Consider the following 21,617-nt stretch of genomic DNA (forward strand, 5'->3'; position numbering starts at 1 on the left):
CGCCACCATTAAAAGCTGTATTTAGCACTTAAATAAACACGACGTGGTTCACCAGGAAAGTGCCCTGTTCGCTCGATAAAGCCACTGCTTGCGTATTCTTTATCAAATAGGTTCTTAACTGATAGCTGCCATTGCCAGTTATCTACGGTTGTTTGCCACGCCATGTTGTAAACAGTGTAAGGTTTAACACGTTGACCGCCTAAACTAAGCTGTTCATCAACATAATCTAAGCCAGCAGAAATAGATGACGATAAGCTAGGTAGCTCATAGCGTGTCCATATACCTAAGGTATTTTGCGGCGCATTAGCAAATTTATCGCTATCAGGAATTTGGTTACGAATGCTGTCGTTGGCCTTAGTAATACGGGTATCATTATAAGCGTAGCTTGCAGTAACTACCCAGCGCTCAGTGATATCACCAACCACCTCAAGTTCAAAACCCTTACTTTGTACTTCACCAACGGCAACTAGGTCATCAACGCCGTCACCTGCAACATCACCTAATAAGCTAGGCTGCAGGATGTTTTCGCGGACAATATCGTACACAGCCATATTAACAGCAAGCGTATCTGCTAATAGTTTGGTCCTTAAACCTAACTCATTAATACGGCTAGTCTCTGGCGAGAATGGGCCACCCTTTGCTGTATCTTGATTACTCGCACTTTGCGGCACAAAGCCAGTGCCATGTAGCGCATAAGGGAAGAACATATTGTTAATGTTATAGCTAGTACCAATACGATAAGTTAAGTCGCTATCAGAAAACTCGGTTTGATTTAACAAATCTTTATCTTCAAAACGATCATACCTTAAGCCAGCTGTCACACTCCAATTAGCGGTGATATCTAGCTGATCTTGCAAGTAGGCACCAAAACGGGTGCTATTCGTTTTCCCAAGCCTTGGTGTAATACTATCAAGATCATAATCATCAGCAGAGGTTAAACCATACTCAGGGTTGTTAAGATCAAGTCCTGGTACTGGGCCACCTTTACTTTGTTGCGTAGCTGTACGGTAAACGCTTTCAAAATCATGTTCATACCAGTCACTACCAAACAGCACTTGATGCTGCATATTAGCAAATGCAAACTCTGCAATCGCATTAGCTGTTAAGCTAAAACCTTCGTTCTCACGGACTTGATCACGAAACTCGCGATGACTCCAATCAACAATTCCATCACCGTCAGTATCTACCAGACCTCTTGGTTCATGGTAGTTTTGCACTTCTTTGTTATCAAAATAACGTGCTGTGACATCTGTGCGCCAAACATCATTAAACTCATGTTTTAAAGTTGCCTGATAGACATGGGCTTCAACATTTTGAAAGTCTGTCGCCTCGTTATGATTCCAGCTAATATCAGTTAGAAAATTACCGTTATCATCAGCAGGTACACCACGTAAACGTGCCCCACCCAAATCTTGCTCTATATAGGTATACTGAGTGGTCAATTCGGTTGCACTATTTATAAGCCACGTATAACCAAGATCAACAATGGTATTATCGCTGCTAGTATTAGCACGGAATGGCTTTTCAGTATCACGGTAAAGACCAACACGGTAAGCATGATTATCAAGTGATTCACTCAATGTTCCTGTGCTTTCTAATGCACCACTAAAGAAGTCATCATTACCTACTTCAACTTCAATACTGTGTTCACTGGTGAATTTAGGCTTCTTAGTTACATAGTTAATAATACCACCCGGATTACCACTACCGTATATAGCGCCAGCAGGCCCTTTTAAAACCGCAACTTGTTCAATATTAAATAATTGCGGTACAGCAAAACCATTGAAAGGGTCGCCCTTTACGCCATCGTATAAAATCTCATCTTGGCGAAAACCACGGAATGTCACGCCCGAATAACTAAAGGCATTAACACCAGCTATATTGCTATAAAGGTCAGTAATTTGGCGAGCAGCCTGATCACTGATCAGCTCCTGCGGTAAAATTTGAATTGACTGAGGAATTTTCTCTAACGGTGTATTGGTACGAGTAGCAAAGCTAGACTCGGTTGGGCGATATAAAGAAAACGCACGGCCAACAACTTCTATTTTTTCGAGTTCTTTTGAATCACTTTGATCCGAAGTAGTCACTTCAGTTTGAGCATGGGCAACGCCCGAAAAACCAGCAGCAAGTGCAATAAAAACAGCAGAAAGACGCATAATAAAAAACGATAAGATTTAGAATGCGCAACATGGTAATGAATATAATTATCATTTGCAATGGTCGTTTATTATTAATTAAAGCTAAATAAAGTATTACTTACATCAGACTTTTGCTACCTCATTACTCAAACAGCTATTCGCATGAAATTAAGCCATAGGTTACAATAGAGCCAGCATTCATTCTTTTATTGGCATTATTTCATCGCATGATTAATCAAGACACAATTGCAGCACAAGCGACCGCACCAGGACGTGGTGGGGTTGGTATTATTCGCGTCTCTGGCAGCTTAGCTAAAACAGTGGCAGAACAGATTATTGGCCGTTGTCCTAAAACACGTTACGCAGACTATGTACCATTTAAAAGCTTGAACGGTGAACAGCTTGACCAAGGTATTGCTATTTACTTCCAAGGGCCAAATTCATTTACCGGCGAAGACGTACTAGAACTACAAGGTCACGGCGGCCCTGTCGTATTAGATATGCTATTAAAAGAAATTAGCCAAATTGACGGTGTACGTTTAGCAAAACCAGGTGAGTTCTCTGAGCGCGCATTTATGAATGATAAGCTTGATTTAACTCAAGCAGAGGCAATTGCTGATCTAATTAATGCAACCAGTGAACAAGCAGCAAAAAGCGCCCTCCAATCACTGCAAGGTGAATTCTCTAAGCACATCGAAACGCTGGTGGAGAAAGTCATTCACCTACGTATGTATGTTGAAGCCGCAATTGATTTTCCAGATGAAGAAATCGACTTTTTATCAGACGGTAAAGTATCCGCAGATCTCAATGCCATTATTGATCAATTAGAGAATGTAACTCAGCAAGCTAAACAAGGTAGCATCATGCGTGAAGGTATGCGTGTTGTTATTGCGGGTCGCCCTAATGCTGGTAAATCAAGCCTACTTAATGCGTTAGCTGGCCGTGATGCAGCCATCGTTACCGAAATAGCTGGTACAACACGTGACGTATTACGCGAACATATCCACATTGATGGTATGCCACTACATATTATTGATACCGCAGGCCTGCGTGAAAGCCCTGATAAAGTAGAGCAAATTGGTATTGAACGCGCATGGGATGAAATTAACCAAGCCGATCGCGTACTATTTATGTTAGACGGCACAGACACATCAGCCACTGATCCTCATGATATTTGGCCAGAGTTTATGGCCAAGTTACCAGAGGGTATGGGTGTTACTGTGATCCGAAATAAAGCCGATATTTCCGGTGAAAATGTCGGTATGGATGAACATGATCAATATCCGGTGATCCGTTTAAGCGCTAAAAATGCAGAGGGTATAGAGTTAGTTCGTACTCACTTAAAGGCATGTATAGGTTTCCAAGGTGCCACAGAAGGTGGATTCATGGCACGCCGTCGTCACTTAGATGCACTTGATCACGCAGCCTATCATTTAAACACAGGCAAAGAGCAATTAGAGATGCATATTGCTGGTGAGATCTTGGCTGAAGAATTACGCCTAACTCAACAGTTCTTAAATGAGATAACGGGTGAATTTACCTCTGATGACTTGCTAGGGAAAATCTTTAGTTCGTTCTGTATCGGTAAATAAATTCCGGTCATCAATATTATAAAAAAGAGTCGCAAGACTCTTTTTTTGTTTTTACTCCAACTAATCAATTATCGGTTCAGGGCCGAAACCAGCCAGTAATTAACCTCATATCAATTAGTCTAGCGATGTTATTAAACGGAGGACATCATGGACAAATATCAACTCTTTCACCAATTACACCACCAGCAAAGCGGCTTTATACTTGCTAATGCGTGGGATCTTAGTTCAGCACAATTCATCCAAGCTGCGGGAGCTAAAGCAGTAGCAACAACCAGCTGGGGAATTGCTGCCAGTTTAGGGTTAGCTGATGGTGAAAACATCTCTTTTAAAACTCAATTAGCGCTGGTTAAAAGCTTAACCGAACACCTTCATATTCCACTCTCTGTCGATATAGAGTCAGGCTACAGTAACGATCCGCTGCAAATTAGCAAAAACGTTTTAGCGTTAGCAAGATTAGGAGTTGTAGGCATCAACATAGAGGACTCAGATAAAAACACTAACGCACTGAGATCTATCGAACAGCAATGCACTATTATTAGTGAGATAAAAAAAGCACTTAACGAAAGTGGCTTCGGTGGTTTATTTATAAACGCCAGAACCGATACCTACTTTCTACTTGAATACCCTTTTCAAGCAACATTAGAGCGCGCAAAAGCGTATCAAGATGCAGGAGCTGATGGCCTGTTTATACCCGGCTTAACTAACATAGATCACATAACCAGCTTAGCTAACACAATAGATATGCCATTAAATGTTATGGCAATGAGCAATTTTAACTCAGCAAAAGCCGCTTTCGCTGGTGGTGCAAAACGGTTTTCATTGGGTAATTCGCTCTATGAACTAGTCGGTAATACGATAAAAACCAGTTTAACTCAGATCGAAAACTAACTTAGCGAGCTAAAAAATCAGATCAAAACAGCTTTTAAGATCGAATTTAGCTAAAAATGTTATCCACATTTGGGGATTTTTTAGATCTAAAGGCTGATTTGATCATATAAAAACGCGGAAATTTGAATTTATTTTCATACAACAGCCCTTTTTGATAACTAATTTTCTTAAAAACAGCCTTTATTAGCGCTTATTTAAGTTTTTTTCGATCTATTTTATTGATCGCAAATTGCAAACCGATCGTTATCAACAAGCGATCTATCCACAAAACGATCATACTCACTCTTTTTATCAGATCTGAAAATTTAAGCGCTTACACATAATTAAAGATCAACAACTTAGCAAAGTTATACAGTTTCCAATATTTAGCTTGATCAGAACTTTCCCCAAATTTATTAACAGCTTGATCAAAGGGTTTAATTTATGAATAAATATAAAAAACCATTAAAAACAGTAGATTATAAAAAGTATTGAATTAAAGCTGTCATTTTAAGCAGAAAAACTTATTCAGATCGTAATTCAACGCTTTACTCACACCCTAACTTAGTTATCATGTGGCCACTTATTTCTATACATGATCAATCACATGCAATCAGTAAATATCATCGTTGGCAGCCAAATGGGATCTGCAGAATACGTGGCAGAGCAACTAGCAGAAGCCCTTGAACAACAAGGGATCCAAGTGCAGCTTCATGAACAGCCTGTATTTGATGATATTGATCAGCAAGATACTATTTGGTTGTTATGTACTTCTACATACGGCGCTGGAGACTACCCAGAGAACCTACTGCCATTTGTTGAGTCTATTAACCAACAGCCTGATCTTAAAGGATTAAAATACAGTGTGATCGGATTAGGTGACACTAGTTACGACACCTATAACTATGCAGGCCGTAATCTAGATGAGTTATTAGCTATTAAAGGCGCAAACCGCGTGGCAGAACGCTTAGAGCTAAATATTCTTGATGAAGCATTGCCAGAAGACACAGCATTAGCCTGGTTACCAAGCTGGATCGAATCAGTGGGGCTCAATTAAACCGATCGGTGTTGATCGTTGTTATAAAAGTTACCCACAATTTACTGATAATTTAGATCGGATTGTGGATAAACACTGATCTAACTGCGATTTTAACCTAGTTTATCCCTTGGATAAGATCCAATCGATATTGCCCTGTGTATAAATAGCCCTTTTGATCAAAGCTTTTACGCGGGAAGATCCGATCATATTAACACCTTTAGATCTGCGTTAAGATCATGTTTTAAATAGTAAAGCGAACATTATCAACAGATCTAGCCGTTACTAGTAGTAAGAGTAATAAAAGATCTCTTTAAAAGATCCTTTATATTATTAGAGATCACCCACTTAGATCTTGAGCACTGTTTAATCATTTATCTTCTCTAAATTTCTAGGTAGAATACGCTCCCTTTACAAAGTTTTGCTGGTCGATTAAGTAGGATCCCATAAATGATTTTTCACGAACGTTTTGATGTTATTGTTGTAGGTGGTGGACATGCAGGTACTGAAGCTGCATTAGCATCTGCTCGCATGGGCATGAATACCCTATTGCTAACTCATAATATGGATACCCTTGGTCAAATGTCTTGTAACCCGGCAATTGGCGGTATTGGTAAAGGCCATTTAGTTAAAGAGATCGATGCACTTGGTGGTGCAATGGCTCAGGCTATTGATAAAGGCGGTATTCAATTTCGTACTTTAAACTCATCTAAAGGCCCTGCAGTACGTGCTACACGTGCACAAGCTGACCGTGCTTTGTATAAAGCAGCTATTCAACATACTTTACAACATCAAGAAAACTTAAAGATCTTCCAACAATCATGTGACGATCTAATCGTTGAAGGTGATCGAGTAATCGGTGTTGTAACGCAAATGGGTCTTCGTTTTAGCGCGCCTTCTGTGGTTCTTACCGTAGGTACTTTCTTAGGTGGTCAGATCCATATTGGTTTAGAGAACTTCAAAGGTGGTCGTGCCGGTGATCCACCTTCAATTGCACTTGCAGAGCGATTACGTGAATTACCTTTCCGTGTTGATCGCTTAAAAACAGGCACGCCTCCTCGTATTGATGCGCGAACTGTTGATTTTAGCAAGATGCAAGAACAGCCTGGTGATACCCCTACGCCTGTATTCTCATTTATGGGTAAACAATCGGATCACCCACAGCAGATCCCGTGTTACATCACTTATACAAATGAAAAAACACATGATGTGATCCGCAATAACTTACATCGCTCACCTATGTATTCAGGTGTAATTGAAGGTATTGGTCCACGTTACTGCCCTTCAATCGAAGATAAGATCGTACGTTTTGCTGATAAAGACAAACATCAAATCTTTGTTGAGCCTGAAGGTTTAACATCATACGAATTATATCCAAATGGTATTTCAACGAGTTTACCGTTTGATGTACAGCTTGAAATTGTGCAATCAATCACTGGTTTTGAAAATGCACATATTTGTCGTCCTGGTTATGCTATTGAGTATGACTTCTTTGATCCGCGCGACTTAAAGCAATCATTAGAAACTAAGTTTATTAATGGTTTATTCTTCGCAGGCCAAATCAATGGTACAACCGGTTACGAAGAAGCTGGCGCACAAGGTTTAATTGCGGGTATGAACGCGGCATTACAAGTACAAGGCAAAGAGTCTTGGACACCTCGCCGTGATGAAGCATACACAGGTGTACTAATTGACGACCTAGCAACATTAGGTACTAAAGAACCGTACCGTATGTTTACTAGCCGTGCTGAATACCGTTTATTACTTCGTGAAGATAATGCCGACATTCGTTTAACTGAGAAAGGCCGTGAACTTGGCTTAGTTGACGATGCTCGTTGGGCTGCCTTTAACGAAAAAATGGAAATCATCGAAAAAGAAACGCAACGTTTAAAAGAAACATGGATCCACAAAGATCACGTTGCTGTTGATCAAGTAAACGCGTTATTAAAAACACCACTGACTCGTGAAGCGAGCCTTGAAGATCTGATCCGCCGTCCTGAAATTCGTTATAACGACTTAATGGCAATCGATGGTTTAGGTTCTGAGTTTGATAACCAAGCTGCACTTGAGCAAGTTGAGATCCATACTAAGTACGCAGGCTATATTGCTCGTCAGCAAGATGAGATCAATAAACAGCTACGTCATGAACAAACTGTATTACCAAAAGACTTTGATTATTCAACTGTTTCTGGTTTATCGAATGAGGTTATTGCAAAGCTTACTGATAGTCGTCCAGATACAATTGGTCAAGCGTCACGTATTTCAGGTATCACCCCTGCTGCTATTTCGCTATTATTAGTCTATCTGAAAAAGCAAGGCTTACTGCGCAAGACTGCGTAGTTGGTGAGGAATACAGTGTTACAACAACAATTAACTTCGCTGTTAGCGCAAACTGATATTGCGCTAACAGAAAAACAGCAACAACAACTTGTGCAATATGTTGAATTATTAGACAAGTGGAACAAAGCGTATAACTTAACCTCTGTTCGTTTACCTGAAGAAATGATGGTTAAACATATTATGGATAGCTTAGTTGTTGCACCACACCTTAAAGGCAAACATTACATTGATGTAGGTACGGGTCCTGGTTTACCGGGTATCGTATTAGCCATCGCTTTACCTGATACACAATTTGTATTGTTAGATAGTTTAGGTAAACGCGTACGCTTTTTGATGCAGGTAAAACATGCACTTGGTCTTGAAAATGTAACCCCAGTGCAGTCTAGAGTTGAAGAATATCAACCAAGTGTTAAATTAGATGGTGTATTAAGTCGTGCATTCGCCTCTTTACAAGATATGGTTGACTGGTGTGCGCACTTGATTGATCATTCAGGTAAATTTATCGCCTTAAAAGGCGTATTTCCGAGCGAAGAACTAGACTCATTACCTAAAGGTATTAAGTTTGATGAAAAAATCAGCTTGGAAGTACCTGAGTTAGATGCGCAAAGACATCTAATCATTCTATCTAAAGACTAGGGATCAGAGCACTGTGGCAAAAGTCATCGCATTAGCAAACCAAAAAGGTGGTGTTGGTAAAACAACCACCGCTGTGAATCTCGCGGCATCGATGGCCGCGACGAAGCGTAAAGTGTTATTAATCGATCTTGATCCGCAAGGAAACGCTACCATGGGTAGTGGTGTCGATAAATACGGTGATGTTGCGACTATTTACGATTTATTGATTGAAGAAACACCAATCGATGAAGTGATCAATAAAGAAACCTCAGGTGAGTATCACTTAATTGCTGCTAATGGCGATGTGACTGCCGCTGAAGTTAAACTAATGGAATTGTTTGCTCGTGAAGTGCGTTTACGTAATGCGCTTGAACAAATTCAAGATCAATACGATTTCATTTTTATCGACTGCCCGCCTTCACTTAACATGCTTACTGTTAATGCAATGGCTGCCGCAGATTCGATTTTAGTTCCGATGCAATGTGAGTATTATGCCCTTGAAGGTTTAACGGCATTAATGGATACCATTACTCAGCTATCTAAGCTAGTAAATCCAGCGTTAACAATTGAAGGGATTTTGCGCACCATGTATGATCCGCGCAATCGCCTTGCAAATGATGTATCAGAACAACTCAAACAACATTTTGGCGATAAAGTATATCGTACCGTTATCCCACGTAATGTCCGTTTAGCAGAAGCGCCGAGTTTTGGTGCCCCTGCCATGTATTATGACCGTGCATCAAGTGGTGCTAAAGCTTACTTAGCCCTAGCCGGCGAAATGTTACGTAGAAAAGAGAAAACATCTTCAGCAGTAGCCTAACTTCGAGGTAAAAAAATAACATGTCTGCTAAAAAACGCGGTTTAGGCCGAGGACTCGACGCTTTATTAAGTTCATCAAAACCTGCCCCAAGTGCAAATAATCAGCAACAAGCGACAGCAACACCAGAGCAAGTCTCTGAAGTTGTTGCAGAGCAAAGCAAAGGTGAGCTGCAAAAATTAGCGATTGAGTTTTTACAATCGGGTAAATATCAACCGCGTAAAGACATGTCTGAAGAAGCGCTAGAAGAGTTAGCCAGCTCAATTCGTGCCCAAGGCATCATTCAGCCAATTGTTGTGCGCCAAATTGGTGCAGACAAATATGAAATTATTGCTGGTGAACGTCGTTGGCGTGCTGCTCAACTTGCAAAATTAGATGCTGTTCCATGTATCATCAAAGATGTGCCAGATGAAGCAGCCGTTGCAATCGCATTGATTGAAAATATCCAACGTGAAGACCTAAACGCGATGGAAGAAGCGATTGCATTGAATCGTTTACTTAACGAATTTGAACTCACTCATCAACAAGTCGCCGAAGCTGTTGGTAAATCGCGTACGACTGTGACTAATTTACTACGTCTAAATAACCTTAACGAAGATGTTAAAATCTTGTTAGAACATGGCGACATCGAAATGGGTCATGCACGCTGTTTATTGGCACTTGAAGGCGAAGCGCAGTCAGATGCTGCTAGATTAGCGGTTGCTAAAGCGTTGACTGTTCGTGAAACTGAGAAATTAGTTCGCTCTATCTTAGAACCAGCTCCGAAAAAAGAAGTGCAAGAAAAAGATCCGGATGTCAAACAGTTAGAACAAAAACTTGCTGAAAATTTAGGCGCCAAAGTAGAAATAAACTACAATAAAAAAGGCAAAGGAAAACTGGTTATCTCTTATACAACTCTTGATGAGTTGGATGGCATTTTAAGCCGTATAAATTAAGACTATTCCCGTCATTAATTAATAACATGTCCAAAAAGAGACATTTGTGGTGTTTTTGCACTACAAAGGGTCGACTCAAGTTGCAAAACTGGTAGGAATCAGTATAATTTCGCCAGTTTTCATACCCTGACAATTTAACGTTCTAAAGGTTAACAAAACGTGACTAATAGGTTAGCAAAGCCGTATAGGCTTGCCGCATTTAAATTAATTTGTCTTCAGGGTATCGTAGCATTAATCGCTGCAGTAATTGTTTTTATAGGTTGGGGAGTCAATGCCGGCCAGTCAGCGCTTGCTGGCGGAGCTGTTGCACTACTCCCTAATTTTGTATTTGCTGTCTATGCATTCCGTTATATGGGTGCAAGTCGAGTAAATCAAGTGTATGCCTCGCTAAAGCGCGGCAACGGATTAAAATTTATGCTAACAATCGTTTTGTTTGCACTGATACTGAAGTCTTACACGGTCGTTTTATTACCGTTTTTCTGTGTTTATGTATTGGTGTTATTTAGCGGATTGTTTGCGCCCGTTTTTTTTAATCATTAACTTTTGGGATATAACATGGCTGCAGAAGAAGTAACTCTATCAAGCCATATTCAGCACCACTTAACTAACGCTAAGATGTGCTCGACCGACGCTGGTCTTGCCTTCAACAAAGCGTGTGCAGACAGTGGTTTCTGGACATGGAATATAGATACCCTCGCATGGTCAATCGGTCTAGGTCTTGTATTTTTATGGATCTTCCGTAGTGCCGCTAAGAAAGCAAATACCGGTGTACCTGGTAAATTTCAGTGTTTCATTGAAATGATCGTTGAGTTCGTTGGCGACAACGTACGTGACACATACCACGGTAAAAGTGCATTAATCGCTCCATTAGCTCTAACGATTTTCGTTTGGGTGTTCTTAATGAACTTAATGGACTTGATTCCGGTTGATTTCCTACCTGCATTAGCTGGCTTCGTTGGCGAGCAAGCATTTGGTATGGATTCTCACGATGTTTACATGAAGATTGTACCTACAACAGACATCAACATGACTGCTGCACTTGCTATTGGTGTATTCATTCTGATGATCGGTTACGCAATCAAAATCAAAGGGATTGGCGGATTCTTAGCTGAATTAACGCTTCACCCGTTCAGCTCTAATAACAAGCTAGCGATGGTGTTCTTAATCCCATGTAACTTATTACTAGAAACAATCGCTTTAGTTGCTAAGCCGTTCTCGTTAGCACTGCGTTTATTCGGTAACTTATATGCTGGTGAGTTGATTTTCATCTTGATCGGCGCAGTTGGTTTAATGCAACTACCGTTGCACTTTATTTGGGCTGTATTCCACATCTTAGTAATCGTACTGCAAGCATTCGTATTCATGATGCTTACAATCGTATACCTAAGCATGGCAAGCTCAGATAATCACTAATTTTTTACACTTTTAAATTTTAACTTTAATTTACAATTGAAACTTTGGAGAAAAAAATGGAACTAATGATTGGTCTTAAGTACATCGCTGTTGCTCTACTTATCGGCTTCGGTGCAATCGGTACTGCTATCGGCTTCGGTAACATGGGTGGTAAATTCCTTGAAGCTTGTGCACGTCAACCTGAACTTGCACCTTCATTACAAGTTAAGATGTTCATCCTTGCTGGTCTAATCGATGCCGTAGCTATGATCGGTGTTGGTATCGCAATGGTATTGTTGTTCGTACTTTAATATTATTTTTTGAACAGCTTACTATTTTAAGGAGGAGCGGTCGTGAACTTAACAGCCACTCTTATCGGTGAATTAATTGCATTTACGGTTTTCGTACTTTTCTGTATGAAATACGTATGGCCACCACTAAATGGTGCAATTGAAGCTCGCCAGAAGAAAATCGAAGATGGTTTAGCTGCCTCTGATAGAGCCGAAAAAGACTTAGAACTTGCGCAAAAGAAAGCTGCTGAGCAGCTTAAAGAGGCAAAAGCTCAAGCGGCTGATATCATTGAACAAGCTAAAAAGCGTGCCACGCTAATCGTTGACGAAGAAACTGTTCGTGGTCAACAAGAGCGTGAAAAAATTATTGCTCAAGGGCACTCTGAAATCGAAGCAGAGCGTAACCGTGTAACAGAAGAACTACGTAAACAAGTAGCGACGCTGGCAGTGGTTGGTGCTGAGAAGATTTTAGAGCGCGAAATCAATCAAGCCGCACACAGTGACATCGTTGAAAAACTTGTCGCTGAGCTGTAATTAGGAGGGTATGAGCATGTCTGAATTGGCTACTATCGCTCGCCCATACGCTAAAGCGGCTTTTGAACTTGCCGTTGAAAAAGGCACTGTTGAAAGTTGGAACGACATGCTGTTCTTTGCTGGCCACGTTGCCAGCAACGAGCAAGCCGCTGCCGCGCTAGCTGGATTGCCTACTGCTACTGAACAAGCAGATCTGTTTATCAAGATCTGTGCAGAGCAGCTCAACGAACAAGGTCAGAACCTAATCAAGGTGATGGCTGAAAATGGACGTTTAGTTGCACTGCCTGCTGTTGCTGAGTTATTCGCTGAATTTAAAGCGGACTACGACAAAGAAATCGACGTTGACGTGATTTCTGCAACACCGCTTGCTGCTGAGCAGCAAGCAACATTGGTAGCGGCACTTGAAAAACGTTTCGCACGCAAAGTTAAGCTGAATTGTAGTGAAGATACTACAGTTGTTGGCGGTCTTATCATTAAGGCGGGTGACACTGTAATCGACGGCTCAGTACGTGGCAAATTAGCCCGCTTAGCTACATCACTACAATCGTAATTGGGAAAAAGAGCATGCAACTTAATTCCACTGAAATTTCAGATCTGATCAAACAACGTATTGAGCAGTTCGAAGTTGTAAGTGAAGCTCGTAACGAAGGTACTATCGTATCTGTTACTGACGGTATCATCCGCATCCACGGTCTTGCTGACTGTATGCAAGGTGAGATGATCGAGCTTCCTGGCAACCGTTATGCTATCGCACTAAACCTTGAGCGTGACTCAGTAGGTGCTGTAGTAATGGGTCCTTACGCTGACCTTAAAGAAGGCGTAAAAGTTAAATCAACTGGTCGTATTCTAGAGGTTCCTGTTGGTCGTGGTCTACTTGGTCGTGTTGTTAACACACTAGGTGCACCTATCGACGGTAAAGGCGCTTTAGATAACGACGGTTTTGAACCTGTTGAGAAAATCGCACCAGGCGTTATCGAACGTCAATCAGTAGATGAGCCAGTACAAACTGGTTATAAATCTATCGATGCGATGATCCCAGTAGGTCGTGGTCAACGTGAGCTTGTGATCGGTGACCGCCAAACTGGTAAAACTGCATTAGCAATCGATGCTATCATCAACCAAAAAGGTACAGGCGTTAAGTGTGTGTACGTTGCAGTTGGTCAAAAAGCATCTACTATCGCTAACGTAGTACGTAAATTAGAAGAGCACGGTGCATTAGAAAACACAATTGTTGTTGTTGCATCTGCTTCTGAATCTGCGGCACTTCAGTACCTAGCACCATTCTCTGGTTGTACTATGGGTGAATACTTCCGTGACCGTGGTGAAGACGCGCTAATCGTATATGATGATTTATCTAAGCAAGCTGTTGCTTACCGTCAAATCTCATTACTACTTAAGCGTCCACCAGGCCGTGAAGCATACCCAGGTGACGTATTCTACCTTCACTCACGTCTTCTAGAGCGTGCATCACGTGTAAACGCTGATTACGTTGAGAAGTTCACTAATGGTGAAGTGAAAGGTAAAACAGGTTCATTGACGGCATTGCCAATCATTGAAACTCAAGGCGGCGACGTTTCTGCGTTCGTACCGACAAACGTTATCTCTATCACCGATGGTCAGATCTTCTTAGAAACTGACTTATTCAACTCAGGTATCCGTCCAGCTGTTAACGCTGGTATCTCGGTATCTCGTGTTGGTGGTGCAGCGCAAACTAAAATCGTTAAGAAACTAGGTGGTGGTATCCGTCTAGCGTTAGCTCAGTACCGTGAATTAGCTGCGTTCTCGCAGTTCGCGTCTGACCTTGACGATGCAACACGTGCTCAATTAGAGCATGGTGAGCGCGTAACAGAGCTAATGAAGCAGAAACAGTACGCACCAATGTCTGTTGCTGAAATGTCTCTGTCGCTATTTGCTGCTGAAAAAGGCTACCTAAAAGACATCGAAATCGCGAAAATCATGGATTTCGAAGCTGGCCTAATTTCATACGCAAACAGCACATACGCAGAGCTAATGGCTCAAATCAATGAAACTGGTAACTACAACGCTGAGATTGAAGCTCAACTTAAAGAACTTCTAGAGAAGTTCAAGTCGACGCAAACTTGGTAATTTAGTTATGAATGGTGAGCTTTAGGCAACTAAAGCCCACCTGATTCGGAGAGAGAGTCATGGCCAGCGGAAAAGAGATTAAAAGCAAGATCGGGAGTATCAAGAATACTCAGAAGATCACCAGCGCAATGGAAATGGTTGCTGCGTCTAAAATGAAAAGAGCGCAGGAACGTGTGGCGTCAAGCCGTCCATACGCTGAAAACTTACGCCAAGTGATTGGTCGTGTTGCTCAAGCAAATCTTGATTTTACTCACCCTTTCTTAGAAGAGCGTGAAGTAAAACGAGTTGGTTATATTGTTATCTCTACTGACCGTGGTCTATGTGGTGGCTTGAACTCAAACGAGTTCAAAAAAGTTGCCCTAGATGTTAAAGCGTGGAAAGAAAAAGGCGTTGAAGCTGAATTTACTACTTTAGGTAGCAAAGCAGCTGGCTTTTTCCAACGTTTTGGCGGTAAGTTAGTCGCTAAAAAAGCGAACTTAGGAGATACACCTTCACTACAAGACGTTATTGGTCCTGTAAAGACAATGCTAGATGCATACTCTGAAGGTAAAATTGACCGCTTATACGTAGTATTTAACAAGTTCGTTAATACTATGAAGCAAGAGCCAACAATCGATCAGTTACTCCCTTTGCCAAAAGCTGAAGAAGAAGTATCTCAACATTCTTGGGATTACTTATATGAGCCAAACCCAGAAGCAATTTTAGAAGCTCTGTTAGTACGCTTTATTGAGTCTCAAGTATACCAAGGTGTAGTTGAGAACGCTGCCTCTGAACAGGCTGCCCGTATGGTTGCAATGAAAGCTGCAACTGATAACGCAGGCGACCTTATGGATGAGTTACAGCTTGTTTATAACAAGGCTCGTCAAGCTGCAATCACACAAGAAATTAGTGAGATTGTTGGCGGTTCGGCAGCAGTTTAACGCTTCGGCAAAGTTTAATGAGAGGAATAGACATGAGTTTAGGTAAGGTCGTCCAAATTATCGGCGCCGTTGTGGATATCGAATTTCCACAAGACAACGTGCCAGCCGTATATGACGCACTAAAAGTAACAGATGGCGACTTAGCTGGTTTAACTTTAGAAGTTCAACAACAGCTAGGTGGCGGTGTGGTACGTGGTATCGCACTTGGTACTACTGACGGTTTACGTCGTGGTACTGCAGTAGAAGGTACAGGTCAGCCAATCCACGTTCCTGTAGGTACGAAGACACTAGGTCGTATCATGGACGTTTTAGGTAACCCTATTGATGAAGCAGGTCCAATTGGTGAAGAAGAGCGTATGTCTATTCACCGTGCAGCACCTTCTTATGAAGAACAATCAAGTTCAGTAGAACTTTTAGAGACTGGTATCAAGGTAATCGACCTTGTATGTCCATTCGCTAAAGGTGGTAAAGTTGGTCTATTCGGTGGTGCCGGTGTTGGTAAAACCGTAAACATGATGGAACTTATCCGTAACATCGCAATCGAGCACAGCGGTTACTCAGTATTCGCAGGTGTTGGTGAGCGTACTCGTGAGGGTAATGACTTCTACCATGAGATGAACGACTCAAACGTACTAGACAAAGTATCTCTAGTATACGGTCAAATGAATGAGCCACCGGGTAACCGTTTACGCGTAGCGTTAACTGGTCTTACTATGGCTGAGAAGTTCCGTGACGAAGGTCGTGACGTACTTTTCTTCGTTGATAACATCTACCGTTATACTCTAGCGGGTACAGAGGTATCAGCACTTCTAGGTCGTATGCCTTCAGCAGTAGGTTACCAACCAACTCTTGCTGAAGAAATGGGTGTACTTCAAGAGCGTATCGCATCTACTAAGACGGGTTCAATCACTTCAATCCAAGCGGTATACGTACCTGCGGATGACTTAACTGACCCATCTCCAGCAACAACGTTTGCTCACTTAGATGCAACAGTAGTACTTTCTCGTGATATCGCTTCACTTGGTATCTACCCTGCGGTAGACCCACTTGATTCATCTTCACGTCAACTTGACCCACTAGTAATCGGTCAAGAGCACTACGATACAGCGCGTGGCGTTCAAACAGTTCTTCAACGTTATAAAGAACTTAAAGACATCATCGCAATCCTAGGTATGGACGAGCTTTCTGACGAAGATAAGCAAGTTGTATCTCGTGCACGTAAAATCCAGCGTTTCCTATCTCAGCCGTTCTTCGTTGCTGAGGTATTCACAGGCGCGCCTGGTAAATACGTGTCACTTAAAGACACAATTGCTGGCTTCAAAGGTATCTTAAACGGTGAGTTTGATGATATGCCAGAGCAAGCGTTCTACATGGTTGGCTCTATTGAAGAAGCTCAAGAAAAAGCCAAAAGCATGTAATTAGGAGGGTAGTATGGCGGCTATGACTGTACATCTTGACGTAGTAAGCGCAGAAGAGAGCTTGTTCTCTGGTCTGGTTGAATCGATTCAAGTGAGTGGTAGTGAAGGTGACCTTGGTGTTAACTATGGTCACGCTCCATTATTAACTGCCCTAAAACCTGGTATGGTACGTTTAGTTAAGCAATTTGGTCACGAAGACGTGATGTATATTGCTGGCGGCACGCTAGAAGTTCAACCGGATCGCATCACGATTCTTGCAGATACTGCAGTACGTGGTGAAGACCTAGACGAGCAAGCGGCTGAAAAAGCTAAACGTGATGCTGAAGAGCAAATGGCGAATACGTCAACTGCTGAGTTAGATTATCAACAAGCTGCAGTGCAACTTGCTGAAGCAATCGCTCAACTTCGCGTAATTCAACAATTACGTAAAAAGTAAGCCTACTCGGTTTTCGAAAAGCCCACTTAAAGTGGGCTTTTTTGTGCCTAAAATTCACTGTTTTATACCCTATTCTGATCATTGTACTTATAACCTGCACTTTTCCCCGCTACAATGTGTTAATTGATAATGAGCTAAGCTTTTATACAAGGTTCTTTCCTTCAAGCTAGGATTGAGTATTTGCACATGATGTGACTTGCGCAACTTTGCATGTTTATAGCTAAATTCATTACGTCCCACTAAAACAAAGAAAGAAGGATATTGTTTTAATGTCTCTGACTACCGTTATTCTCGCTGCGGGTAAAGGCACCCGTATGCGCTCTGCTCTACCTAAGGTATTACACAAAGTTGCTGGTAAACCTATGGTGCAGCACGTTATCGATAATGCCACTGCCCTTGGCGCTCGTGAAACAAATCTTGTTTACGGTCATGGCCGTGAGCAGCTTCAAGAAGCCCTATCGCACAACCAAGTAAACTGGGTATTACAAGAAGAACAACTCGGTACGGGTCATGCTGTTGCTGTTGCTAAAGAACATATTGCCGATGATGACACCGTATTAATTCTCTATGGTGATGTGCCACTAACAAAACGCGCGACCTTAGAAAAGCTACTTGCTGCGACTCCAGAAAAAGGCTTAGCAGTATTAACGGTTACCTTAGATGACCCATCAGGTTATGGCCGAATGATCCGTGAAAATGGCAAGCTAGTAGGTATTATCGAACAAAAAGATGCTTCACCTGAGCAACTTGCGATTAAAGAAATCAATACCGGTATTATGGCTGCTAATGGTGCGCTACTTAAACGTTGGTTAGGTAACCTATCTAACAATAACGCTCAAGGTGAATATTACTTAACAGACATTGTTGCGATGGCACACAGTGAAGGTGTTGAAATTACTTCTGCACAGCCTGAGCATCCGATGGAAGTTGAAGGTGCTAATAATCGCGTACAACTTTCAACGCTTGAACGTGCATACCAAGCGTGGCAAGCAGAAGAGCTAATGCTAAACGGCGCAACACTTGCTGATCCTGCTCGTATTGATATACGTGGTGAAGTAACGACCGGCGAAGACGTACTGATCGACGTTAATGTTATTTTCGAAGGTAAAGTAACTCTGGGTAATAACGTACAGATTGGCCCAAATTGCGTACTTAAAGATTGTACTATCGGCGATAACGTTGTTATTAAAGCTAACTCACTGGTTGAAGAAGCCAGTGTTGCAGCGAAATGTACTTTAGGTCCTTATGCCCGCCTTCGCCCTGGTGCGATTATGGAAGAAGACTCACACATTGGTAACTTCGTTGAGATGAAAAAGACTCGCTTAGGTAAAGGCTCAAAAGCAAATCACCTAACCTACTTAGGCGACACTGAAGTTGGCGAAAAAGTTAATATTGGCGCAGGTACTATTACTTGTAACTATGATGGCGTAAACAAATCAAAAACTATTATTGGAGATAACGCCTTTATCGGTTCTAACTCATCACTGGTGGCCCCTGTTAATATTGGCTCAATGGCAACGATTGGCGCTGGCTCTGTTATCACTAATACAGTTGAAGACGATCAGCTTGCAGTCGCTCGTGGTAAACAACGTAACCTTACTGGTTGGAAGCGCCCAACTAAAAAGTAATGAGCTACCCTACTAATTTATAAATAAAAAGCGAGTTTATACTCGCTTTTTTTATGACTAAATTTTGTTCTCATAAAAGTGCCATATAGTTGTAATACCTGGGTGTTGTAATTACCTCAATACAACTCCAAGGAAAAATAATAATGTTAAAAAGATCAATTATTGCGCTATCACTTTTAACCATTCTTTCTGGCTGCTCATTAGACGGTGACGACGGCAAAGACGGCCTACAAGGTGAACAAGGTCCTGCAGGTCAAAATGGTACTAATGGAACTGATGGGGTAAATGGCATCGATGGTACAAACGGAACTGACGGAGCAAATGGTACAGATGCAAACGCTGCTTTAACTATAAATCTTATCGGCCGTGCAGTGCTGAACGCAGAAAGCCCTGAAGGTGCTGCGGAAATTGTTGCTTACCAAGCATCTAAACAACGAATATTTGCTATCAATAGTTCCGGTGATTCTGCGGTCGTTAATATCATGAAAGCCGATAGCTTTGACCGTGCAGCTTTAGTTAAAAATAACGAAGGGGTTATAAACGGCACTAATTTAAGCTCAGAGATTACCCTTGCACTTAATGAGCACAGTGTGGGCGATGCAAACAGTATCGCTATTGATGCTAATAATGAACTTTTAGCCGTCGCAATGGCAGCTAGTAATACCGGTGATGCTGGTTTAATCGCATTTTATGATATCAGTGGCGACGAGCCTCAGTTTATTAAAAATGTCACTGTTGGCGCCCTACCCGACATGGTTACTTTTAGCCATGATGGCAATAAAGTATTGGTTGCAAATGAAGGCGAACCTAATGGTGACTTCAGTATTGACCCTGAAGGCTCTATCAGCATTATTAATATCAATGATGGTGTAATTGCAGATACTGCTATTAGCATTACTTTTTCGGCTTATAACGACAAACAAGCAGAGCTTGAAGAACTTGGGATTGTATTTGCTAACCCGAGAGGTCGAACAATCAACGGTAACTTGATTAATACAACCGTAGCAATGGATTTAGAACCTGAATACATCAGCATTTCAAAAGACAATAAGTTTGCCTACGTGTCACTACAAGAAAATAACGCCCTTGCTATCGTCAACCTTGAAGATAATAGCATCGAGCTAAAAGGCTTAGGTTTTAAGGATTGGTCTAATTTACTTTTTGATGCATCAGATAAAGACGGTGGCGTTAACTTTAAATCGTACCCTGGTCTCTATGGCATGTATCAACCAGATACTATTTCAAGCTTTACTTGGAAAGGTGCTAACTTTATTGTCACAGCGAACGAAGGTGATGCTCGAGAATACTTCTTTGATACAACCGACGAAGCTGATTGTTTAGCAAAAGGTGGTCTAGATTACGATGAAGATGATGGTTGTTTATCATATATAGATGAAACCAGAACTAAAGACTTAACACTGGCAAGCAATTTTGATTACCTGAACAATGACAACAGTGATATTGGCCGTTTAAAAGTGACCACTGTTAAAGGTGATGAAGATAATAATGGCGAATATGAATCACTCTATGCATATGGAGCCCGCTCTTTTACTATTTGGGATAGTAACGGCATGGTGGTTTTTGACTCGGGCGATCAAATCTCACGCATTACTGCATCAGTTCACGGAGCAGCATTCAATAATAACGAAGATGAAAATGACGGTGATAGTCGCTCTGATGACAAAGGTGCAGAACCAGAAGCGTTAGCACTGGGTACGATTGGCGAACGTACATTTGCATTTATCGGGTTAGAGCGTATGGGTGGCATTATGGTGTTTGATATTACTAATCCATACAATGTGACATTCCAAGATTACTTTTTTAATCGTGGCCTAGAAGCTGATGCAGATATAACAGGTGATCTTGCTCCTGAAGGTATGGCATTTATACCTGCAGAACAAAGTGCAACGAATGAAGCATTGCTAGTTGTTGGTAATGAAATTTCGGGTTCAATCGCTGTTTGGGAAATTTCTACTAACTAATTCGCCTTATAAAAATAAAAAGCGACATAGCTAATTTAAAGTATGTCGCTTTTCTATACCATTTTATCCTCACAAAAATGACTGCTTTTTGAGCTAAAACCCCTCTGCAGCCCTTTATTTGTATGGTTATTGTACTAATTTGAAAATAATCAAAAAAACCTTCAAAAAGTGCTTGCGTTAATTCTTCGCATCCCTATAATGCGCATCCACTGACACGGCGGGCAGCAATGAAAAGCGCTGAACAAAGTGACACAGAGTTAAGTAAAACTTCGGTTTAAAACGGTCTAAAAAGAAAGTTTAAAATTAAGTGTTGACTCGAAAAATTAAGGATGTATTATACGCATCCCTAGCGACAGCGTCGCAACGTTCTTTAACAATATAAAGCAATCATCTGTGTGGGCACTCGTACAGATTGAGTTCTAACAGCAGATTCTAGTTCGCTAGATGACGCAAACAAATTTAGAGTCTCAATTGAACTGAGTGACCAACGGAAACAAGTTTACTTGTTTCAGCACAGTCAATTCGATTCGAAAGAATCAAAATTCAGAATTCATTGAGCACGAAACTTCGG

The 21,617-nt window shown here is 41.5% G+C and carries 19 protein-coding genes; 18 read left to right on the top strand and 1 reads right to left on the bottom strand.

The window, feature by feature from the left end; translation table 11 throughout:
* Window positions 1-8: 8 nt before the first annotated feature.
* A complete protein-coding gene (locus L1D51_RS02900) occupies window positions 9-2,156 on the bottom strand; it encodes a TonB-dependent siderophore receptor (protein WP_239962560.1) in 2,148 nt (715 codons plus the stop codon).
* A 209-nt stretch (window positions 2,157-2,365) separates the two neighbouring features.
* On the opposite strand from L1D51_RS02900, the gene mnmE reads away from it, so the two are divergent.
* The 18 genes from mnmE (at window position 2,366) to L1D51_RS02990 (ending at window position 21,046) form a co-directional block, all read left to right on the top strand.
* On the top strand, window positions 2,366-3,730 hold the full coding sequence (mnmE, locus tag L1D51_RS02905; protein ID WP_175083285.1) for a tRNA uridine-5-carboxymethylaminomethyl(34) synthesis GTPase MnmE: 1,365 nt from the start codon (window positions 2,366-2,368) through the stop codon (window positions 3,728-3,730).
* A gap of 147 nt (window positions 3,731-3,877) precedes the next feature.
* The gene (locus L1D51_RS02910; protein WP_239962562.1) at window positions 3,878-4,618 is read left to right on the top strand and encodes an isocitrate lyase/PEP mutase family protein; all 741 of its coding nucleotides are present in this window, start codon (window positions 3,878-3,880) and stop codon (window positions 4,616-4,618) included.
* Window positions 4,619-5,204: 586 nt separating this feature from the next.
* On the top strand, window positions 5,205-5,654 hold the full coding sequence (mioC, locus tag L1D51_RS02915; protein ID WP_239962564.1) for an FMN-binding protein MioC: 450 nt from the start codon (window positions 5,205-5,207) through the stop codon (window positions 5,652-5,654).
* 429 nt (window positions 5,655-6,083) lie between these two features.
* Window positions 6,084-7,973, top strand: coding sequence for a tRNA uridine-5-carboxymethylaminomethyl(34) synthesis enzyme MnmG (mnmG, locus tag L1D51_RS02920; RefSeq protein WP_054554801.1), 1,890 nt, complete (start codon window positions 6,084-6,086; stop codon window positions 7,971-7,973).
* Between the two features lie 15 nt (window positions 7,974-7,988).
* A complete protein-coding gene (gene rsmG / locus L1D51_RS02925; RefSeq protein WP_054554802.1) occupies window positions 7,989-8,609 on the top strand; it encodes a 16S rRNA (guanine(527)-N(7))-methyltransferase RsmG in 621 nt (206 codons plus the stop codon).
* A 13-nt stretch (window positions 8,610-8,622) separates the two neighbouring features.
* Window positions 8,623-9,408, top strand: coding sequence for a ParA family protein (locus L1D51_RS02930; protein ID WP_054554803.1), 786 nt, complete (start codon window positions 8,623-8,625; stop codon window positions 9,406-9,408).
* 20 nt (window positions 9,409-9,428) lie between these two features.
* Window positions 9,429-10,340 carry a ParB/RepB/Spo0J family partition protein gene (locus L1D51_RS02935; RefSeq protein WP_054554804.1) on the top strand — a complete coding sequence of 304 codons (912 nt, stop codon included), beginning with the start codon at window positions 9,429-9,431 and terminating at the stop codon, window positions 10,338-10,340.
* A gap of 159 nt (window positions 10,341-10,499) precedes the next feature.
* Window positions 10,500-10,880: an ATP synthase subunit I gene (locus L1D51_RS02940; RefSeq protein ID WP_055022070.1), complete on the top strand. Its 381-nt coding sequence runs from the start codon at window positions 10,500-10,502 to the stop codon at window positions 10,878-10,880.
* Window positions 10,881-10,895: 15 nt separating this feature from the next.
* Entirely contained in the window at window positions 10,896-11,753 is an 858-nt protein-coding gene (atpB, locus tag L1D51_RS02945) for a F0F1 ATP synthase subunit A (protein WP_054563741.1), read from the top strand.
* Window positions 11,754-11,809: 56 nt separating this feature from the next.
* Window positions 11,810-12,043, top strand: coding sequence for a F0F1 ATP synthase subunit C (atpE, locus tag L1D51_RS02950; RefSeq protein ID WP_010561330.1), 234 nt, complete (start codon window positions 11,810-11,812; stop codon window positions 12,041-12,043).
* 42 nt (window positions 12,044-12,085) lie between these two features.
* A complete protein-coding gene (atpF, locus tag L1D51_RS02955; protein ID WP_054554807.1) occupies window positions 12,086-12,556 on the top strand; it encodes a F0F1 ATP synthase subunit B in 471 nt (156 codons plus the stop codon).
* A 16-nt stretch (window positions 12,557-12,572) separates the two neighbouring features.
* Window positions 12,573-13,106: a F0F1 ATP synthase subunit delta gene (atpH, locus tag L1D51_RS02960; RefSeq protein ID WP_054554808.1), complete on the top strand. Its 534-nt coding sequence runs from the start codon at window positions 12,573-12,575 to the stop codon at window positions 13,104-13,106.
* A gap of 14 nt (window positions 13,107-13,120) precedes the next feature.
* Window positions 13,121-14,662, top strand: coding sequence for a F0F1 ATP synthase subunit alpha (atpA, locus tag L1D51_RS02965; RefSeq protein ID WP_054554809.1), 1,542 nt, complete (start codon window positions 13,121-13,123; stop codon window positions 14,660-14,662).
* Window positions 14,663-14,721: 59 nt separating this feature from the next.
* Window positions 14,722-15,582, top strand: a complete 861-nt coding sequence (gene atpG, locus L1D51_RS02970; RefSeq protein ID WP_054563740.1) for a F0F1 ATP synthase subunit gamma — start codon at window positions 14,722-14,724, stop codon at window positions 15,580-15,582.
* Between the two features lie 32 nt (window positions 15,583-15,614).
* A complete protein-coding gene (atpD, locus tag L1D51_RS02975; protein WP_054554811.1) occupies window positions 15,615-17,000 on the top strand; it encodes a F0F1 ATP synthase subunit beta in 1,386 nt (461 codons plus the stop codon).
* 13 nt (window positions 17,001-17,013) lie between these two features.
* The gene (locus L1D51_RS02980; RefSeq protein WP_054554812.1) at window positions 17,014-17,436 is read left to right on the top strand and encodes a F0F1 ATP synthase subunit epsilon; all 423 of its coding nucleotides are present in this window, start codon (window positions 17,014-17,016) and stop codon (window positions 17,434-17,436) included.
* 269 nt (window positions 17,437-17,705) lie between these two features.
* Window positions 17,706-19,064, top strand: a complete 1,359-nt coding sequence (gene glmU, locus L1D51_RS02985; protein WP_239962567.1) for a bifunctional UDP-N-acetylglucosamine diphosphorylase/glucosamine-1-phosphate N-acetyltransferase GlmU — start codon at window positions 17,706-17,708, stop codon at window positions 19,062-19,064.
* A gap of 143 nt (window positions 19,065-19,207) precedes the next feature.
* Complete coding sequence (locus L1D51_RS02990; RefSeq protein ID WP_239962569.1) at window positions 19,208-21,046, top strand: choice-of-anchor I family protein; 1,839 nt, start codon at window positions 19,208-19,210, stop codon at window positions 21,044-21,046.
* Window positions 21,047-21,617: the final 571 nt, after the last annotated feature.

This window comes from Pseudoalteromonas shioyasakiensis, from assembly GCF_022398475.1.
Lineage (GTDB): Bacteria > Pseudomonadota > Gammaproteobacteria > Enterobacterales > Alteromonadaceae > Pseudoalteromonas.

Bases quoted from the DNA above. Each gene is read 5' to 3' on its own strand.
- L1D51_RS02900 (WP_239962560.1), bottom strand. From the start codon at position 2,156: ATGCGTCTTTCTGCTGTTTTTATTGCACTTGCTGCTGGTTTTTCGGGC.
- mnmE (WP_175083285.1), top strand. From the start codon at position 2,366: ATGATTAATCAAGACACAATTGCAGCACAAGCGACCGCACCAGGACGT.
- L1D51_RS02910 (WP_239962562.1), top strand. From the start codon at position 3,878: ATGGACAAATATCAACTCTTTCACCAATTACACCACCAGCAAAGCGGC.
- mioC (WP_239962564.1), top strand. From the start codon at position 5,205: ATGCAATCAGTAAATATCATCGTTGGCAGCCAAATGGGATCTGCAGAA.
- mnmG (WP_054554801.1), top strand. From the start codon at position 6,084: ATGATTTTTCACGAACGTTTTGATGTTATTGTTGTAGGTGGTGGACAT.
- L1D51_RS02935 (WP_054554804.1), top strand. From the start codon at position 9,429: ATGTCTGCTAAAAAACGCGGTTTAGGCCGAGGACTCGACGCTTTATTA.
- atpB (WP_054563741.1), top strand. From the start codon at position 10,896: ATGGCTGCAGAAGAAGTAACTCTATCAAGCCATATTCAGCACCACTTA.
- atpE (WP_010561330.1), top strand. From the start codon at position 11,810: ATGGAACTAATGATTGGTCTTAAGTACATCGCTGTTGCTCTACTTATC.
- atpH (WP_054554808.1), top strand. From the start codon at position 12,573: ATGTCTGAATTGGCTACTATCGCTCGCCCATACGCTAAAGCGGCTTTT.
- atpA (WP_054554809.1), top strand. From the start codon at position 13,121: ATGCAACTTAATTCCACTGAAATTTCAGATCTGATCAAACAACGTATT.
- atpG (WP_054563740.1), top strand. From the start codon at position 14,722: ATGGCCAGCGGAAAAGAGATTAAAAGCAAGATCGGGAGTATCAAGAAT.
- atpD (WP_054554811.1), top strand. From the start codon at position 15,615: ATGAGTTTAGGTAAGGTCGTCCAAATTATCGGCGCCGTTGTGGATATC.
- L1D51_RS02980 (WP_054554812.1), top strand. From the start codon at position 17,014: ATGGCGGCTATGACTGTACATCTTGACGTAGTAAGCGCAGAAGAGAGC.
- glmU (WP_239962567.1), top strand. From the start codon at position 17,706: ATGTCTCTGACTACCGTTATTCTCGCTGCGGGTAAAGGCACCCGTATG.
- L1D51_RS02990 (WP_239962569.1), top strand. From the start codon at position 19,208: ATGTTAAAAAGATCAATTATTGCGCTATCACTTTTAACCATTCTTTCT.